The 19,324-nt window shown below is 48.5% G+C and carries 14 protein-coding genes; 7 read left to right on the forward strand and 7 right to left on the reverse strand.

The window, feature by feature from the left end; translation table 11 throughout:
• Positions 1–64 precede the first annotated feature (64 nt).
• Both ACJJI4_RS18010 and ACJJI4_RS18015 read left to right on the forward strand, forming a co-directional pair.
• The gene (locus ACJJI4_RS18010; protein WP_444926012.1) at positions 65–670 is read left to right on the forward strand and encodes an ABC transporter ATP-binding protein; all 606 of its coding nucleotides are present in this window, start codon (positions 65–67) and stop codon (positions 668–670) included.
• Positions 667–1,467 carry an ABC transporter permease gene (locus ACJJI4_RS18015; RefSeq protein WP_444926013.1) on the forward strand — a complete coding sequence of 267 codons (801 nt, stop codon included), beginning with the start codon at positions 667–669 and terminating at the stop codon, positions 1,465–1,467. The genes ACJJI4_RS18010 and ACJJI4_RS18015 overlap by 4 nt, the downstream gene beginning before the upstream one ends.
• A 70-nt stretch (positions 1,468–1,537) precedes the next feature.
• On the opposite strand, the gene ACJJI4_RS18020 is transcribed toward ACJJI4_RS18015, so the two are convergent.
• The 3 genes from ACJJI4_RS18020 to ACJJI4_RS18030 all read right to left on the reverse strand — a co-directional run bounded on the left by ACJJI4_RS18020 (position 1,538) and on the right by ACJJI4_RS18030 (position 8,132).
• Entirely contained in the window at positions 1,538–1,843 is a 306-nt protein-coding gene (locus ACJJI4_RS18020) for a hypothetical protein (RefSeq protein WP_282931129.1), read from the reverse strand.
• 292 nt (positions 1,844–2,135) lie between these two features.
• Positions 2,136–2,543 (reverse strand): GFA family protein, encoded by a 408-nt coding sequence (locus ACJJI4_RS18025; protein WP_282931128.1) that lies wholly within the window; start codon positions 2,541–2,543, stop codon positions 2,136–2,138.
• Positions 2,544–2,933: 390 nt separating this feature from the next.
• A complete protein-coding gene (locus tag ACJJI4_RS18030; RefSeq protein ID WP_444926014.1) occupies positions 2,934–8,132 on the reverse strand; it encodes a DUF748 domain-containing protein in 5,199 nt (1,732 codons plus the stop codon).
• Positions 8,133–8,390: 258 nt separating this feature from the next.
• Between ACJJI4_RS18030 and ACJJI4_RS18035 the strand changes: the two genes are divergently transcribed.
• The 3 genes from ACJJI4_RS18035 to cobB all read left to right on the forward strand — a co-directional run bounded on the left by ACJJI4_RS18035 (position 8,391) and on the right by cobB (position 13,095).
• On the forward strand, positions 8,391–10,673 hold the full coding sequence (locus ACJJI4_RS18035; protein ID WP_444926015.1) for a slr1591 family oxidoreductase: 2,283 nt from the start codon (positions 8,391–8,393) through the stop codon (positions 10,671–10,673).
• Between the two features lie 207 nt (positions 10,674–10,880).
• Positions 10,881–12,188 carry an NAD(P)/FAD-dependent oxidoreductase gene (locus ACJJI4_RS18040; protein WP_444926016.1) on the forward strand — a complete coding sequence of 436 codons (1,308 nt, stop codon included), beginning with the start codon at positions 10,881–10,883 and terminating at the stop codon, positions 12,186–12,188.
• 196 nt (positions 12,189–12,384) lie between these two features.
• The gene (gene cobB, locus ACJJI4_RS18045; RefSeq protein WP_444926017.1) at positions 12,385–13,095 is read left to right on the forward strand and encodes a Sir2 family NAD+-dependent deacetylase; all 711 of its coding nucleotides are present in this window, start codon (positions 12,385–12,387) and stop codon (positions 13,093–13,095) included.
• Here the strand turns inward: cobB and ACJJI4_RS18050 are convergent.
• Both ACJJI4_RS18050 and ACJJI4_RS18055 read right to left on the reverse strand, forming a co-directional pair.
• The gene (locus ACJJI4_RS18050) at positions 13,092–13,655 is read right to left on the reverse strand and encodes a SixA phosphatase family protein (RefSeq protein WP_444926018.1); all 564 of its coding nucleotides are present in this window, start codon (positions 13,653–13,655) and stop codon (positions 13,092–13,094) included. The two genes, cobB and ACJJI4_RS18050, sit on opposite strands and share 4 nt — an antisense overlap.
• Positions 13,656–13,824: 169 nt before the next feature.
• A complete protein-coding gene (locus ACJJI4_RS18055) occupies positions 13,825–14,301 on the reverse strand; it encodes a DNA binding protein (protein WP_282931121.1) in 477 nt (158 codons plus the stop codon).
• A gap of 549 nt (positions 14,302–14,850) precedes the next feature.
• Here ACJJI4_RS18055 and ACJJI4_RS18060 point away from each other — a divergent pair.
• Entirely contained in the window at positions 14,851–15,297 is a 447-nt protein-coding gene (locus ACJJI4_RS18060; protein WP_413663453.1) for a CBS domain-containing protein, read from the forward strand.
• An 11-nt stretch (positions 15,298–15,308) separates the two neighbouring features.
• On the opposite strand, the gene ACJJI4_RS18065 is transcribed toward ACJJI4_RS18060, so the two are convergent.
• The gene (locus tag ACJJI4_RS18065; protein ID WP_444926019.1) at positions 15,309–17,150 is read right to left on the reverse strand and encodes an SLC13 family permease; all 1,842 of its coding nucleotides are present in this window, start codon (positions 17,148–17,150) and stop codon (positions 15,309–15,311) included.
• Positions 17,151–17,278: 128 nt separating this feature from the next.
• Complete coding sequence (locus ACJJI4_RS18070; RefSeq protein ID WP_413663455.1) at positions 17,279–17,869, reverse strand: hypothetical protein; 591 nt, start codon at positions 17,867–17,869, stop codon at positions 17,279–17,281.
• 351 nt (positions 17,870–18,220) lie between these two features.
• Here ACJJI4_RS18070 and mnmH point away from each other — a divergent pair, with 351 nt between their 5' ends.
• Positions 18,221–19,324 (forward strand): tRNA 2-selenouridine(34) synthase MnmH, encoded by a 1,104-nt coding sequence (gene mnmH, locus ACJJI4_RS18075; protein WP_444926020.1) that lies wholly within the window; start codon positions 18,221–18,223, stop codon positions 19,322–19,324.

Below are 19,324 nucleotides of genomic sequence, written 5' to 3' on the forward strand. Positions count from 1 at the left end.
ACTTACTTTACACAAATGATCATTTGCTGATAATTTCTATTAAACACTAATCTCCACGAAGCTCATGTCGACTCTGGTACTAAAAAATATTTTTGTAGGTTGTCTTCAAAATATAAATTTAACCATGGCATCTGGCCAAATTATTTGCTTATCTGGTCCATCTGGCTCAGGGAAAAGCCGCTTACTCAGAGCCATAGCTGACCTTGAACCCTACACAGGCGACATATGCTTTAAGAATAAATCCCAGAGTACATATCCAGCACACCAGTGGAGAAAGCATGTGATGTTGGTTCCCGCGCAGACTGCCTGGTGGGAAGAAACTGTCGGCGATCACTTCGCAACCCCCATGAATGATGCACTTAAACTTCTCGGCTTTCCTGAGGGCGCAGTAAAGTGGCAAGTCAATCGACTGTCTTCGGGAGAAAAGCAGCGCTTGGCTCTTATTCGCGCAATATCCTACAAACCCCAAGCGCTTCTTCTAGATGAGCCTACGGCCAATCTAGACGCCAGATCTGCCCAGGAGGTAGAGCAATGGCTGACAGGGCTTATTGAGGAGCACAAGCTGCCTACGATTTGGGTAGCTCATAGCCAGGAGCAGATTCGAAGGGTAGCTCACCGCCACTTGGCCATTGTTGATAATCAACTGAAAGAACAGGAGATCCGTCGATGAATGTAATCGACCTATCCTGGTGGCAGTTGTCTTTGGCTGCGGGGTTGGTATTGGCTCTAGCCGTATGCACTCATGTAGCACGACTACAACTAAGTAGATCGTTAATTGTTGCCGCTCTACGCACGGCTATTCAGCTCACCCTGGTAGGACTGGTACTGGAAACCCTTTTTGCAGTTGGCACCCTACTTTGGGTGGGACTACTGGCCTTGGCAATGCTGCTATTTGCCGGGCAGCAAGTGGCAGCCCGACAAAAGTATCGTCTGCTCGGTGGCTGGAGCTTTGCCGTAGGCACCTTATCAATGCTGGTATCCGCTTTCAGTATCACCATATTAAGTTTGGCCGTACTGATTGGCCCTACTCCCTGGTACCAACCCCAGTATTCCATTCCACTTTTAGGTATGTTGCTGGGTAATACAATGACTGGTGTTGCCCTAAGCCTGGACCGTCTAACAGAAAGTATGCACCGCTCCAGGGATATTATTGAGAATCGCTTGATGCTGGGGCATACCTGGCAACAAGCCAGCTTGGAGTTTCGGCGGGATGCGATGCGTGCAGGATTGATGCCGACAATTAATTCCATGGCTGCCGCTGGGATAGTATTTTTGCCGGGAATGATGACAGGGCAGATTCTCTCAGGCACCTCCCCTACAATTGCCGTCAAATATCAAATCCTGATTCTTTTTGCGATTGCATCAGGCACCGGTTTCGGCACTTTTCTCGCCGTTGCCCTGGCCTCAAGGCAGCTCTTTGATAAGCGGGAGCGCCTGCGCACTGATCGCCTGATTAAAAATGCCTAAAGTCTGTGGAGAGATGATTCGATCGAAGGAAGGAGCGCTGGACACCTGAGAACCAGCGCTCTATTAACCTTTAACGGCCAAAGAATAAGATAGCCCCGGCGATAATCAGACCTACCAGTAAGGCCCATACACCCCGCAACATCAGCGATCGGGCATATTCCGCCTCTTTGTAACGCAATGCATAGGGAATGCCGGTAATCGGCCCGAGGACGATCGTTACAATCCCCCAAACCCAGCGCTTGTTACCCAAGGCCGTCAACGCAGCCATCAGGCCACCAAACCAGCATAAAGTTACGCCAATTACAATTACCACCAACGCCAGGATGGACCACCATTGGTTGGCCAGGAAAATTTCTACAATTTGGGTTTCAGTCATGGAATTTCGCCAGTCCGTATTACCTTCCGATTACATCTTAATGCTCTCGGCACCTTAAAAGATTAGGTGCTTCCAGAACGAGACATCCGGATACCAACGCAAAGATGCTAAAAGAGCCGCCGCAGTGAGCGAAACCCATGCAGATGACCCTTTTGGTACCCATCTAAGCTGAAATCACCATTGAGGGAAGCGGCGATCCAGCCCTAGGACGCTATAGTAACCCTAAAGTGAATCCCGAGCGCATATTCCGTCTTGACTAAAAGATACCCATAGAGATAGCGAGCACTCACTATCATGAGTACTCAGTTACTATCTCCAGCCCCGTGATGTTCTGGGTATCGTTGGCAAATTCGTAGTAATCCGGCTTTTCATCGATAAAGATTTGATGGGTCATTGTTGTCTCGGCCGGAAGATCAAAGATCCCCGCAGGCACTGAGTACTGGGAAGTTTCCTTTAAGCGATAAAAGAGGTGCGAACCGCACTTTGAACAAAAACCCCGTTCAGCCCAAATTGATGAATCAAATACACTGACATGTTCCTCACCGGTGATCTCAACACTGGTTTGACAATCCACCGCCAACAGAGGACCACCTCCCCATTTTTTGCACATACCGCAGTGACAAACCCCCAGATTTGAAGAGGGCAAAGATGCGCTAATTGTCACTGAACCACAGAGGCAACTTCCGTGTACTTGAGTCATTTTTTTACCTAAGTATTTCTTACTTCAGAAAATCAATATCAAAATCGGGAGTGGAATCTACCATAGAAAACTAATCAGCTATTGATCAAAATCAGCAATATCATAAGCTTCATATCGCAATGTGAAATAGTGCACAAACCTCCCAAGAAATAATCACTCCGCAATAAACAGCCAATAAACAATAAATCACTGCTTATTCAGCTCACCGCACTAAACTCATCCTAACATCTAAAAAGTTAATGAAAATCCTATGATTTTTTCAAGACGCTAAATATGTGCAGCTTATCAAGCAACATTAACGATTATTTACGGAGATTCAGGCCAACTTATATATTCCCAGAGAGAATCCACTCAGCAATCAGACATTATTTGAATTATTTTAAATAAACTCTAATTCGAAAATTCCACCCTTGGATCACCAAAATCCTTACCAATATAGTCAGGTGCGCAAGGGATTAATTCTGAAGCCTCTATTCCCGCATCAATCAAATACTTTTCGACATTTCGGCTTCGCTCCATTGCCAAATTTTCAAGTTCCTCACGAAGTTCCAGAGATGGGTTTTGGTAAAAAGCAACTTGAGCTCTTCCGCTTCTGCTCATACCTGCCATGGAATAGGGGTACAGGGCTTGCCAGTCCCGGGCATTAGAGATGCCGCATACTCCTGGTCGTGCGTCAGGGTTCTTAAGTAAAACAAAGACCATACGCTGTAGTTGTGTCAGTGCTAAATTAGTTAACTTTGCACTTCCAGGCTCAAAGTCAATAGACGCAAATGATTTCGCCCTGAAACGTCCCCAGGCATAACGTGCCAACAAATATACGCCATAGGGAGTCAAATAGCTTATCAAGGCATCTATAATTGCCTTTTGTAGCAACTCACTAAATACAAAACTAAAGGAGAACTTGGGATCGCGAATATTGCCGCTAACAGGCATGCCAAACTTGATATCCCCCCGCCCGTCTTTTAGCAACCATAGAGCAATATTCAAGGGAATCAGCGTGGACTTCACCGGTAGCTGATCATCTTTCCGCACCCGGCGAACTTTTAGTTTTTCCAGTCGTATATCGGCAAAGCCATCGAGTTCATTTTCAAATACCCGAATATTAACTACCGCATCTCCCTGCCCCTGAAGGATTTTGTAACCTAACAACTTGGCCATATAAGGCGTAGCAGGTATCAAATTTACGCTGGTGAGATATCCGGTAAGATCAGCATTCCACTTTTTATCTCCCAAGTAATCTACAGTTCCCCCTATCTGAACCTCACCAAATCCGCCAGGCCTTCCATTAACAACAATCACCGCAGGGGGGTGTTTGGCTAAGTTACTTAAATCACTGAGATTAAAGTTGATATCCCGGACCGGTAAGCGGGCCCTGAATTCATCTTGATAGTCTACCCAACTAAAAGTGCCGTGTTTTAGATATAGGTCACCGAGATGATATAGTAGCGGTGGGCTGCCTTCCTCCCTGAAAGCAAATGTGTCAATACCACCAAATCCTCGCAGTTCATTAATTTTTCGGGCTACCGGAAACTTCCCCGATAAATCCCTTAAGAGAATAAATCGAGGGCGCAGAAAGTCGATAAAACCAACAGTGAGTGTTTTCTTAGGGCGGTAGTAGCTCAAACCTTCAACCCACAGGGACTTAAAATCAGCCATCCATCTATGGCGATCAAAATCCAAACTATCCGGGTTTCTCTCAAAAAAATGAAAGTGAATTGCCTCACCACTGGCAAAGCGCCACTCGGTATCGGTAAAGAGCAAATGCGACAAGATTATGCTCTCACCGTGCACTAACTCTTCCCCTGAGGGTGAAAGTAAAGTGATGCCATTGACCCTCACAACAGCAAGTTCTGCCCCCTGACCACGGCGGTAGTTTCCCTCCAGCATTAAACTCGAGAAGCTGAAGCAATGATCTCCCTGATCCAGATAACCACTGGGAAAACATCCTGCAATTTCCTTAAACTGTAAATCCTTGAAGTCAACTCCCTGCCGACTGATATTTAAGTGCCCGGCCCCCATACCGGATACGGATAAAAGTTTAAGTGGCAATTCCTGTGGAAAATTCTGCTCATGCAACTGTACATTACTTATTTTTATCCCAGAAAGGATAAGCTGCCTACCGCTAGAGCCATTAATACCTTCTGCCTTGCCAATACTAAAGGCCCCAAATTCATAACAGGGCGCAATCTTTTCGTCTTTTAATAGTCCCCCTGGCATACATCCCCTCGCACCAGAGGCTTTCGCCAAAGATTCCCCTTGCAAGGAGATATTATCAATTTCAAATTTTGGTATTTTCAGAGGGCCCAAATTTTTCCTGGGTATTGATAACCCAACCAATTCTACAGAACCTTGAACTGACCAGGGGTGTGACAATTTGATTTTCTGTAATCCCGGCATGGATAATTTATCAACCCCAAAACAATGGTGGGAGTCACCTGCCCTGGCCCGACTCAGCTTATCCACAGTTACTGCAAGCCCCGTATCCCGCGTACACACCCGGATATTCTGCAAGCTTAGATTCGACACTGAGAACTCTGCACCTCTATCCCAGATAAATCGACTCCAACTCAAGCCCTGCACGCCAGCTTCTAAATAGTCGCTACCCTTTTGCCAAAAAGCGATAGGCTTACTCTTTAACGGCCCTAAATCCAAGCGGGGGGCGCCTGAATCTATACCCAATTTTACCCAGGAATCACCAAAGCTTATTTGTGGGGTCTCAATGCAATCGGCAAGACCCATATCTTCATTATTTTCAGAAGAATAAGATCTCAACCCACAAAGCAGAACATCATCGATATTGAGCCCATAAAAATCGAGAGTATTGGAGGAAAAAGACGTTCTCTTCGTGAATACTCGCCCCAGTTGCAACATGGGTACAGTTTCAAAGTCCTCCTTTAATTCCACTTCTTCGATCGACCAACCGCTTTTCCCTACCGAATGGATATCTTGCCCAAATACACAGGTCGGTATCGATTTATACGCCTCTGCTAGCCAGGGAAGACACAAGGTTACTCTGTCAGCAGCAACATCCTGCAATGCAATTTTTGACTGGGTAGGCTTTTCCCGCGACCATAGCAACTCTAGCTTTGGTATAAGTACACCCCCAAGGTCAAAAACATTCTCGCCAGACAGGTTTTTCAACTGCACGGATTGAATTGCTGAGTCATCCATATTGGCAATTAGATTGCGTTGGCTGAAATAAACGAAGGAGTAATCTCCCAGTAAAAGGCGCTCAACATCTACACAGTGAATATTTAGTGAACTCACTTGCCTACCGCCGGGAAAGCAGCCACTCAACTGCTCAGCATTTGCACCGGGCAAAGCGATATAAGATTCAGAGTCTGGTGTACGTCTATGCCTTAGCCTGACAAGGGGTAGCTCTATCTTTTTTAAGTCAAATAATTTCCTGCCTCCCTTTGTCTTCGCTTCAGCACTAACCACGGAAATTTTTTTTACAGAGAGATCTATCCCCTGCTGCCAAGATATAAAGAGTGGCTCCCTTTGCTCTAATGAGCGGATATCAAAGCAAACTGGCAGATTTTCGTGGCTTTTGTTGGCGCGATAAAATAACCTTTTCCAACTTTCAGTGAGACAGCCAGCCAGTTTCTTCAAAACAAGGTTTTTTATTTCCAGGTTTGGGTTTTCTATGGTGGCCAGCCCTAAGTCGTCAGGATTTTTACCCGCATCAATATTTTGTTGATCCAGTCTTCCTTTTTCGGTGCCGTAATTATCATCACCAACTCCTTGAGGAATACCCGGTAACTGACTGGTCGCCACCCAAGGATTATTTGTAACCTTTCTTTTAAATAAGCTATCGCCACTTTCAAACTGCTGTATCAGTAAGCCATTTCCTGCACCAGAGGAATCATTTAGAAGTAATCGGTGAAGGCGCAGTTTTCCCAAAATGGCATAGCCATCTTCACCTCCCTGCCAGGCAAAATGTCCCTGCCCTGAAAAGCTGTTCAAACGTGCGCACAAAGGCTGCCAATCCGAGGGGAGAAAGTCCTGCGGTAAACACCCGGATAGTGACTGGATAAAAAAGTCCTGAGCAGATAGCGGGCCGTTACGACCTATTGTATCAATGGCCCGCCAGCGTAGGTCCTGTAGTTTAGCTCTGGGACGACCTCTGGCACCTATTGAAAATTGAGCCAATTGCAGAGGACCGCTGGAAAGCCCCCAATCAATATTGTGTTCAGCAGAGCCGAACTGAAAGGCAAACTCCTCTGTACTTTTGAGACCAACCATAGAGACACAGTGATCGGGCTTCTGCCACAGACCACCCGGTACACACCCATTGGCTGTTTCAATCGCGAGGTGGGCAAAAGATAATATTCGCGTTTTGGCATAAAACTGAAGAGGACCAAATACGCCATTATTAGCCCTGATGGGATGGCTGGTAGATCGAGCCATATCCAAGAGGTAGCCCCGATTAATTGAACTGGCCCCTGTATTTATTTTTAAGCGATCGTTCCAGTCGAAAACCGTTTTTTCCGGCAGGTCTAAATTAGCCGCTCGCAGACACAGGTGGGAATTAGCGTTACGCAGATGTCGTGGACACCAATCAAATGCCTGGGCAAAGCCTCGCCTCCATCCCAAGCGCTTTTTCGGGCGCTCAAAATTAAACTCACTGATACTAATAACCCCGGCCCGCCAATCCTGCCAAAGGCGATCACTGTGCCTCAGTACAACACTCTCACCATTGAGCTGCCGCCACTGGGCACGAGCTTTGCGGCCAAACCCGAATTTCATATCACCTGCTGCGGCAAGCCGGCGGGCGGAGGCGCAATGTCCAATCAGGCTTTGCAGCCCTGCTATTGCATCGGCCCAACGCTGTGGCGGGCATCCTATAAAGTATTCCGCAGTAAACTTGTTAAGATCTGTATTGAGGCTCGGCCAGGAAAAATTGACCTGAGTTCCTTCCAAACTGCCTATCACCGTGTTGTATCGTGATTTACCTCCCTCCCAGGCCAATAAATCACTGACCTGTAAATCCCCAATAGCAATATCTACGTTCAGGGGAACATCACCTTTGCGCCATAATGCCAGCGTGAATTTATCGGTTTGGAGCTTGCCGATGGCTGCACAGGTAGCTTGCTTCCAAATAGGCTTGTGCAGGTAGCAAAGTTCACTATCCCGTATCTGGGCGCGACCGATAAGCAGCCTGAAATCGCGATCCTGCCGCGCTCCGCCTCCAAGATCCCAACCACCCACCTCCCACTCCCGGTACAGTTCACCCGGGTAAGACTGCAGATCCATATAGGCACCGCTCACCGATGCCTTGGGTAAATGAGCTCGCCCCCATAACAATTGCCACCAGCTGTAATCGAGCATTACCTCATGAGCAGAGAATCCCCGCCCTTCGCGATTTTCAGCTTTTACATCAATCGCTATAACACTTAGATCCAGCAGCGATACGCGCAAATGATCCACATGGAATTCAAGGCCTCGCTCCTCCATCCAGTCGCCAGCTTTTACCCGCACCCAGTTTGCAGCCCACCAGTGAAGAACTTCCACCAGCAATAGCCCAGCTAGCAGCCACCAGATTAAGCGACGGAAAAAGGCACTCTGAGAAGCGGGCTCTGGGGGCATTAGAATTAAGCGCCAGAAAATGAATTTTACGCAGATTACAACTGCAATTAGGCCCATACAGTAAAGACCAGCACCTGGGGATTTTTTTGCCTTGGCGCTGCTATTCGCGATAATAAGCAGCTGCGTCGTCCATTCGCTCGCAGTCAAATGCGAACTGTCTACTATTTATCCAGGGGTGTATTTGCGCGGCGCGGAAGTTTGGGAAGCCAGTATCCTTACCGCCTCTCATTTTTTCTGTTACCCAGCCAGTGAGTAGACATGCAGGAGCATCCAAACTACCAGGACATCCTTTTGGTCGGCGGCGGCCATAGCCATGCTATTGTGCTGCAAATGTGGGCCATGAATCCTCTGCCAGGCGCGCGTCTGACCCTGGTCTCTCCCCAAGTGCAAACCGCCTACTCCGGTATGTTGCCCGGAATGGTTGCAGGCCATTACTCCCTGGAAGACACTCATATAGATCTTGCCAGACTCTGCCGGGCCGCTGGTGCCCGCTTTATACAGGCCTGTGCACACGAAATTGACATCGATAATCGCACCGTATCCCTATTGGGTAGACCTCCCATAGAGTACGACCTGCTCTCTTTAGATGTCGGCGCGACTCCCGCCCGCGAGTTACCGGGCTCCGAATTGGCAATCCCGGTAAAACCTATCGGGCATTTCTACCGTTTCTGGCAAAAGCTGCAAAAACAGGTTGGTGAAAACACCTCACCTTTCCGCTTAGGAGTTGTCGGCGGCGGTGCCGGAGGTTGCGAGCTGTCGATGGCAATGGCTCACGCTTTACAAGGTGCCGTTAAGAAAAAGCAGGTAGAGGTTCACCTGATTCATGGCGCCGCAGCAATTCCCCAGGGCTATCCAGTCAGAGCACGCAAATTAGTCTCAAAGGAGATGCAAGAGCTAGGGGTTCAGTTACACCATAACTGGAACGTTAATGAAATTACCGAACAGGGTGTCGTTAATGGGAGCGATGACTGCCTGCCCCTCGATCAGGTAATACTCACCACCAATGCCTGTGCTCCCCCCTGGCTGGCCAACTCGGGCCTATCCCTCGATGACAAAGGCTTTGTGGTGGTGGATCAAACACTTCGCGCCCAGGGGCGGGAAGACGTTTTTGCAGCTGGTGATGTGGCCAGTTTCGCCCCAGAACCTCTACCTAAGGCTGGAGTTTACGCCGTTCGCCAGGGGCCAGTTCTATTTCACAATCTGCGCGCCTCCTTGACCGGACGCCGCTTAAAACAATACCGGCCACAAAAAGATTTTCTCAGCCTGCTTTCCTGTGGTGGCAAGCGGGCTGTGGCAGTTCGAAATGGCTTCGCCGCTGCAAGCGGTCTGATGTGGCGATGGAAAGACTCTATCGACCGCACATTTATGCGACGCTTCAGTGAGCTGCCAATGGACATGGCTGATCACACTGCCAAAACCAAAGACATCGTCGACCAGCGCTCAGGCTCTTCTCTATCTCCTATGCGCTGTAATGGCTGTGGCGCAAAAGTTGGAGCCGACATCCTGCGCCGCACGCTGGCGACCCTTCCGGATCAGCATTCGGAATACCTGTTAAAGGGCGTCGGTGATGATGCCGCAGTTATGGATCTACCAGCTAATCATTTATTAGTGCAGAGTTCCGACCAATTGCGTGCACCTGTAGATGATCCCTGGATATTTGGTCGCCTGGCGGCTCTGCACGCCCTATCCGACCTATTTGCTATGAATGCTCGACCCGCCACCGCACAAATCCTTGCAACCCTGCCTACGGCCGCAGAGGAAATTACCCGGCGAGACCTACAGCAGTTGCTCGCAGGCGCCATCCACGAGCTGAACCGGCACCACTGTGCCCTATCTGGCGGGCATACCGCCGAAGGTTCTGAAATGCTAATGGGCCTAACCGTCAATGGATTTTCCGAGCGGGAGCAACTCCTGGAAAAAACGGGGGCCCGCGGGGGAGACTGCTTGATCCTGAGCAAGCCATTGGGAGTAGGCACTATCCTGGCAGCAGAGGGCGCGGGAGAGGCTAAAGGCCTATGGTTGCAGCAGGCGCTGGAAACCATGTTGCATAGCAATGCCGACGCCGCAGAGATATTTGCCCGCCATAACGCCAATGCGCTGACGGATGTCACGGGCTTTGGCCTGCTGGGTCACCTATTGGAAATGCTCGGCCCTGAAGGGTTAAGCGCGACACTGATCGCTGAGAATCTACCGCTAATCTCCGGCGCCGCCACTTGTATCGAGCGCGGATGGCTATCCAGCCTGCAACCGCAAAATGCCAATGCCTACGCCTTTGTAGAAAACCCCCAGGAGTGGCAGCCATTGCCACAGTGGTCACTGATTACCGATCCACAGACTTGCGGGGGGCTCCTCGCTGCTGTTCCTATTGACCAAGCCGAAGCCTGCGTGGGCGCACTGCTAGAACGCGGTTACACCCAGGCGTCAATAATCGGTGTAGTAACAGACTCACAGAATCCAGAAGTAAGCGTACACTTGCGCAAGTCTGCAGACTGGCGAGCGCTAATTTCACAGGACAACGAGACAGTACCAGGCCAGGTTTAAGGATTTTGCGAAACCGGAACAACAGCCGGTTATGAGCTTTGTATGATTTCTATTGAGAGAGGCCTTCACCGACTTTATTAACTTGTCATCTGTCTTTCAGCGCGACATACTGGCGTTAGAAAAAACATCGGTGACATATTTCCCGATACCAAAAAAGGTCTTCACAGATTGGGGAGTCGGCTTTTAGCAATCGACAGGAAGACCCCTATGAAAAAGATCGTCATTATTGGCGGCGGTGCCAGCGGCTTGCATTTGGCTACGCGGCTCGGTCAATATTTTTCTTTTACCCCTTTCTTTAAGCGCCGCCGCAAGTCCCCCGCTGCACAAGTTACTCTGGTCGATCGAAATCGCACCCACCTCTGGAAACCACTGCTACACCAGGTTGCCTCCGGCGCATTGGATGCCAATATGGATGCACTGAATTATCAGGTGCACGCCCGCATTCACGGCTATGAATTTCAGTTGGGTAGCCTGCAATCTCTGAATCGTGAACGACAGGTAGTTGAGCTCGGACCCGTTAATGATGAGGACGGTAGCGAGTTAGTACCCGCGAGGGAATTGGAATACGATTATTTGGTGCTGTGTATCGGCGGGCATAGTAACGACTTTCATATTCCCGGCGTCAGGGAAAATTGTATTTTCCTGGATAGCAGTTATGAAGCACAAAAATTTCACCAAAACCTTCTCAACCGTTTCCTCCGTTTAGAAACCCGTGTTGACGATAAATTGCAAGTAGCGATCGTTGGTGGCGGGGCAACGGGTGTAGAACTCTCGGCAGAACTAGTAGATGCCGTAAAGTTGGTTGGCAACTATGGACGCATTCGTCCCAATGCGATGGAAATCACCTTGATAGAAGGGGGTGATCACCTACTCCCAGCACTACCAAAACGAATTGGAAATAATGCTGAACGCGAGCTGGCCAAGATGGGGGTTAATATTCTTACCGGCCATCATATTTCAGCTGCAACAGAGAGCGGACTCACCACGTCTTGTGGCAAGGAAGTTCCAGCCGCTATCCGAGTGTGGGCTGCCGGCGTCAAGGCTCCGAAATTTCTCACTCAACTGGATGGCCTCAGTACCAACCGACTCAATCAAATCGAAGTGGAAACTACCTTGCAGACCCAAACTGACGCAAAGATTTTTGCCATGGGGGACTGCGCCAGTTGCATTGACGGCAATCACCAGCGAGTGCCTCCGCGCGCCCAGGCAGCACAGCAAATGGCTACCCTGGTTGGCGACAATATTATTGCCCTACTTGAAGATAGGCCTTTGCACCATTTTTATTATCGCGATCGAGGCTCTCTGGTATCCCTCAGTCAATACACTGCCGTTGGCAACCTGATGGGGGCGTTGGTTAAAGGCAGTCTTACCGTAGAAGGACGCCTTGCTGGCCTTGCCTATCGCTCACTCTACCGTATGCACTTGGCGGCAATCCACGGCTGGCCGAGAGCTATGCTGCTCTACCTAATCGGGCAGGCGAACCGGTTTGTGAAGCCGAAGCTAAAGATGCACTAAAGTATCGATCCCATGGAGCTAAGGGGATATTAGACAGTTAGTGCAAAACTAACTGATAGCACTACCAATAAAACCCTGCACATGGAAGTGCCAGGGCGGTAACATTATGAGTCACACCAGCCCATCAATTAAGACCTTTGAACTGGATGCGAGCTCCTCTGAAGATCCAGGCAATGCCCTTGTGTGAAAATATAAAATGAAAAAACAGTATCAAAAAATCGTTGTACTTACCGGCGCAGGAATTTCAGCTGAATCTGGCATAGGTACTTTTCGCGGTGCCGATGGCCTGTGGGAAAACCATCGCCTGGAAGATGTCGCAACGCCAGAGGCATTTGATCGCAATCCGGCACTGGTACATAGATTTTACAATGAACGCCGCCAGCAGCTGCTATCTGCAGATATCCATCCCAACCCTGCCCATCTCGCCCTGGCCGAACTGGAACAGAAATTCCAAGGGGATTACTTACTGGTTACTCAAAATATTGACAACCTGCATGAGCGCGCGGGCAGTGACCAGCTAATTCATATGCATGGAGAGCTACTAAAAGCACGATGCAGCCGGAGCGGGAAACTATATCCCCTCAATTCGGATCTTTCGATAGCTGATACCTGTAGTTGCTGTCAGCAGGCGGGAAACCTTCGCCCCCATGTGGTCTGGTTTGGAGAAATGCCTCTGGAAATGGAAACTATCTATCAGGCGTTATCCGATTGCGACCTATTCATCAGCATTGGCACATCTGGAAACGTCTACCCAGCAGCGGGATTTGTCGAATGTGCCAATCAGGCTGGAGCTCACACCATAGAGTTGAACCTGGAGCGCAGTAGTGTCGGCGATGCCTTCAAGGAACACCGCCACGGACTGGCGTCACAGGTAGTCGATACTTTTATAAAAGAAATCATTAATTAAGATGACTCTGAAACTGCATTTTCTGTCTGCGAGGATTTCATCGGGCCATAGCGCTGTATCAAAGTGGTTACCCCCTCATTATCACGCACAAGGATATAGAGTCGGTCAAACTCACTGGCCTCTCGAATGGGTCGCCCTTTTTCACCGCCGAGCAATTCCGCCAGTTTTGGAGTGGTATTGCTGTGCCCAACCACTAAAATCCGATTTCCTGCCTGCTGCAAAGAGTTAGCAAATTCTTTTAAATCTCTGGGGTTATAAATTTCCACTTCAAGCCCCAGCTCTTTTGACAGAGGCTCAACCGTTTCCCGGGTGCGGTTGTAGTCAGTGCTATAGATAGCATCTATACCCACTCCCCCAAGAATATAGGCGAGTTGCCGTGCACGCTGCTGGCCCGCCTCAGTCAAATGAGGGTCGCGACCCACCCCGGGCCCTTTCTCTTTTTCTGCATGGCGTATCAAGTAAATCACCTGAGACTCAGAAGAGTCGGCTAAAACCCAATTTGAAGCCCCAATCAGAACAAAAAGTGTACATAAAACAATCAGCTTAAGTCTTGAAAACACGGTATTAACTCCCAGGTAAATAACGGGGCAGACATATGCTGAATATAATAAGTTAAGTAAAGAGAGGATGCGGCGAAAACGCCAAATAATGCGATGAATTAAAATCGAACGATTTTTGAAAAAATATTTGATGCCGGATATCCGGCATCAAATTAGTGGTCATCCAGAATTAGATTTTCCACTCTTTTACGGTATCCAGGCCGTACTCATCAATCCACTGGCTCAGGGCCTTAGGATTACGCTTTTTCTTTTCAACAGTAGCGCCGGTATACGGGTTGCGATAGTGACCAGTTTCCAGCTTGGGCTCTGCTGCCTTTGCTGCCGGTGCTGCACGACGACCGCGACGGGGGCTGTCACCTTCCTTCTTGAGGTGACGGGCAACGCGAGCCTTCAGGGTTTGTACGTAGTCTGCAGGATCTTCATCACCCAGCTGTGCTACCAACCATTCAACGATTTGCTGGCCACGGGCAACGAAGAACTCCTCTTCATCCATGTGATATTCAGCAGCAAGGTTTACCAGTGCTTTATCATAGGCAATTACGCCATCTTTCTTGCGTTCAGCCTGAGCCATTTGCTCTTGTAACTCTTCGATTCTTGCCTGATGTTCGGCGATTTGTTGTTCAAGTTGTTCGTATTCCTGAAACATTCAATAAACCTCAACGACGGTTATTAAAAAACACAGAGATATATCTGTGGCGCTGGGCGACACAGATTGTTATTTCGGATATACCGTGTAAAAAATCAACAAACACCATGCTGGCCAATGGCAAGCAACTTAGTGATGTTTAGTCCGGCATATTATGAATTGCCCGATATACATGAGTAGATACCACTACACATCGTGTAGTTCTGGTGTTAGGTATATTCGGCAAATACATTATTAAAAACTAGCCGATTTCAGCTCGGTTCGGCAAACACTCCGAATCACTGATTATATTTTTCGACTGAGGTCGCGAATAATAATCTTTCACCGGCAAATATCAACCATTTGTGTCCCTACCTTTGAATATAATAGGAATAATTCAAAATAAGGGCTAAAAAGTGTAACAAAGGCGGCCATATCTGCAATCTCAAAAGGATATCCCTAGGGAGCGCAATTAGCTATATTGTAGCTGCAGTCGTCAATTGCAAATTAGTCGCTGTGTAACGGTAATCGAGCATATTGCCAAATACAATTGGATACCCAGATCATACTATGTCCACTCACAATAATATCCACCATATACCGACTTTGGCCGCTCTGATGACGCCATTTCCCTACCATATCGATATCAATGCCACGGTTGAGGATGCTCTGGCAATGATGGAGGAGCACAAAGTACGCCACCTGCCGGTAACACGTGCAGGCGACTTGGAGACGGTCATTTCCCGAGGGGATATCGAAAGAGCCAATGCACCGGGACACCGTTTAGAGGAGCAGCAGCTTTATGTACATGACCTATGTGCCAGACGTCCCTTTATTGCAGATATCCACGACCCATTAGATAAAATTCTCTTAGCTATGGCGGATACAGGCATTGGCTCGGTACTGGTTATGCGGGAAGGCGAGCTGGTTGGAATTGTAACTGTAACTGATATTTTGCGCTTTTGTAGCAGGTTTATGGCGGAGTTGGCCCAGCCGGTAGACGATTCTATTGCTTGAGCTCACTGCGATTACAGGGGCCAAACCCAAAGCAGCATGGGGATACTCACAACCAGTACCAACAATTCTAGTGGCAGCCCCATTTTCCAGTAATCACCAAATTCAAACCCTCCCGGCCCCAGAATTAGGGTGTTATTTTGGTGCCCAACCGGTGTTAGAAATGCGCAAGAGGCTCCAATTGCGACAGCCATCAGGAAACTGTCTGGATTCACCGCCAGTTGTTCTGCAGTGCTCATGGCAATTGAACACATCACAGCCGCAGTGGCGACATTATTCATAAAATCAGACAGGGTCATGGTAACCACCAGGATCAGCCCCAAGGCCAAAACAGCACTGCCCTGAGCCAGGACATCCAACAAAACCTGAGCGACCAAATCTGCAGCTCCCGTTGACTCCATCACATCAGCAACAGCAATCAAGGTTCCTAATAGCACGACGACGGACCCGTCGATAGAGTCATAAACATTTCGCAACGGCACTATCTTCAACGCCATAAAAGCCAATACACAGGTGGCAAACGAGATTGCTGCCGGCAATAGGCCGAACGCTGCACCGGCGACACCAAGCACCATAGCCAATAGGGCAATGGCCGCCTTCTCCTTGTTGGGGATGCTAATATCCCTTGAGGCCAAAGGCACACAACCCTTTTCCCTAGCAAAGCTGTTTAGGTTTTCATCGGCCCCCATCATTAACAGAGCATCACCGGCCAGTAATGGTGTCGAACGCAACCGGCGCACCGAGCGGCGCCCCTGGCGCGAGAGTGCTAGTAAGTGAATCTGGTATCTCGCTGCGAGGCGTGAAAACCTCATAGGGCGTCCCACTAAGGGGGAATCTGGCATAACAACCAACTCCCTCAGCTGCATTTCGGTACGATCCGCCAGTGCTTTTATTGGGGGCTTATTCTGAGAATCACTCTCGGTGTTATTGCTACCCGATTGTCGAGCCTTACCCGATGAATCAGCCCCAAGGGCGCCCACTGTTTTCAAACTGAGATTGGACAAGCAGGTGGCAAGGCTCTCCGGCTCCGCCTCAATGACCAAAATGTCACCGCTATTTACTTTATGCCAGGGAGTCGCGGGAGAGACCCTGGCATCATTGTGTACGACACCCACAACTTGGGCATCCTCTGTTCCCAACATCTTGGAAATTTCACGTAGATTCTTACCGGCAGCTACACTTTTTTCCTCAACAAGTGCTTCTGTTAAATATGTGCCAGTTTCAAAGGAGGAGGCCCCCGTTCGGTTGCGTGTAGGCACCAAGCGCCACCCAACAAATGCAATAAACAAAACTCCGGCTATCGCAACTGCCAGACCCACCGGGGTGAAATCAAACATACCGTAGCTACCGGCGCCAGAATCCGCCCGAAAACCGGAAACGACCAAGTTTGGCGGTGTACCTATCAGTGTGGTCATTCCCCCCAGAATCGTTGCAAAAGACAGGGGCATTAAAACCCTCCCCAGTGCCACTTTCTGTTTCTCGGCCATATCCACAGCCACGGGCATTAATAAAGCCAACGCGCCGACATTATTCATAAAGCTCGATAAAAACGCGCCGAGCCCAATGAGTAACAATATGGATACTGAGATACTCCCGCTTTTGCGGACAACTCGTTGTGCAAGTGCATCCATTGCGCCGGTATTTTGTAAGCCGCGACTCAGGATTAACACACAAGCTACAGTCACGACCGCTGGATGGCCAAAACCAATAAAAGCATTTTCCGGGGGAATCAGACCGGTAAAGACACAAGTCAATAAGGCTGCTATAGCAACCATATCGTGGCGCCACCGCCCCCATATAAACAGGGTTATAGTGACACTTAAAATAATCAGGATTAGTAACTGGTCAACAGTCATGGAGAAAAATATCCCTGAATATAAAAGCTGCTCAGATTTCTGTTCAGCTATCTATTCAGGGTATACCCGGGAAACTACATGGAGCGCACTTCTACGCCATAACCCCAGCTACATTAGGGGTACAAAATTCAGGAGAAAGTAACTGCCCGCTCTTCCAATGGATAAAACTGAGTACCTACTTTAATACAAACTCTGGCAGTACTGCAGGAGAACCAACCTCTATATCCAGTGACCTGAATATTTCTATAGGTGCCAACCATCGCCTGGCGCAAGCGTTGAGCCCAAGGTCTTAACTTTTCTCCATCGTAGCCGGAACCACAGGCACAAACATGTAAATTAACGAAATTAGCAGGAAGCCCCTCTTTAACCAAGGTATCTGCTAGCTGTCGAGGCGTGTAGGTTTTCCACTCTCCTCCTTGCCAGTTAGGCATGCCGTTTACATATACTTTTTTCTGCTTGTTGTTACTCGTGGAGCGCTCAGCACCAATAAATTGTCCATCCCCGGCACCCGTGCCATGGGTTACGATGTAAAGGGTATCGGCAGGGTTCAGCTTACTCAAACACTGGTTCACCCACCGATACATGGCTTTTCCAAAACCGGAGGTTACTTTATTGGCCAGGATTTGATTCACCGGTATGCCCCAGGCTTTCGCCAACCCCTCCGCATATTCCTGCATTTCATCACTATTTATCGGGATATAGATATATTTTTTAGCCACGTTTTTATCCTCTATACATGCAGGAGCAACCCGCCCATTATGTAATCCAAATGCTTCCAGGATTTTTAAATCAGCTGCAATAATTCAGGGAAGCTAAGATTTACCTTCTGTGACCTGGAATCGCATTAGGTTCAAAAAGTAAATGTAAACACTGAGCTATCGAGCAATAAATTAAAAATGTATTCTCTCATACTGAGCATTAATTTCCGGTGTAAATATCAAACTGTCATCTAACGCTAAGCACATCATATATTGCATATACAAGTAGCTTCTTCAGTTGCCATAGGCCTGGAAAGAAAATGGAGATACAATCAAATACCACCTATTTCCTAAATAAGCAGGAGTGCTACCTTGCGGACCGATACTGCAAATTACACGGACATCTTCCTGAATGATATTCCGCTGATGGACGTACGCGCCCCAGTTGAGTTTGTTCGCGGCGCTTTCCCTTCCGCAAGAAATCACCCCCTGCTTGACAATCACCAACGTGAACTGATCGGGACTGAGTACAAGAACAAAGGCCAGCAAGCAGCAATTGACCTTGGCTGGCGTTTAGCAACAGATGAAGTGCGAAGCTTATGTCTTTCACAATGGAGCGCATTTATACGTAAACAACCCCAAGGTTACCTCTACTGTTTCCGAGGCGGTTTACGCTCCCGAATGACACAAAAACTGCTGCGCTCGAATAATATTGAATACCCGATAGTAGAGGGTGGCTATAAAGCCATGCGGCAGTTCCTGTTAAACGAGCTGGAAAAGCATTGTACCCAACTGCCTTTTATCGTTGTTGCTGGTCACACCGGCAGTGGCAAAACGGAATTAATCCAGGCTGCGCGGCGGTATATCGACCTTGAGGGGATCGCAAAACATCGAGGTTCTAGCTTTGGCCGCACCAGTAGTAGCCAACCTTCACAAGTCGATTTTGAAAATCAGATCAGTATCGACCTGCTGAAGCTTTCCCAGCAGACAGGTGCTATTGCTATTGAAGATGAAAGCCGTCTAATTGGACGATGCGCACTTCCTCCAGTATTGCAAACCGCCATGAAGGCCGCTCCCCGGGTTCTTGTCGAGGAGCCATTGGAAACACGGGCACAGCGCATTGTGCAAAATTATGTTCACGAGGGCTTAGAGCGCTTTAAAAGCAGAGAAAAATCAGCAGCTGAATCTTTGGGGGAAGAATTACATCTCAATCTCAATAAAATCAGTAAACGCCTGGGAGGGCTGCGCTACAAGCAGCTCAACGAAGCCTTAGCTTCAGCTAACCAAGAATTACTGAGAACGAATAATAGTGATGTGTACATCCCTATCGTGGTGTCACTGTTGCGGGAATACTATGACGGCAGCTACGACCATCTTATGAAGAAATCGGAACAGAAAGTTCTGTATCGAGGCAACTACAACGAAGTACAACAGTGGTTGAAGGAGTCCAACCACTCACTGCAAAAACCAGAATAA

Source organism: Microbulbifer maximicatervae (SeqCode) (assembly GCF_052467305.1).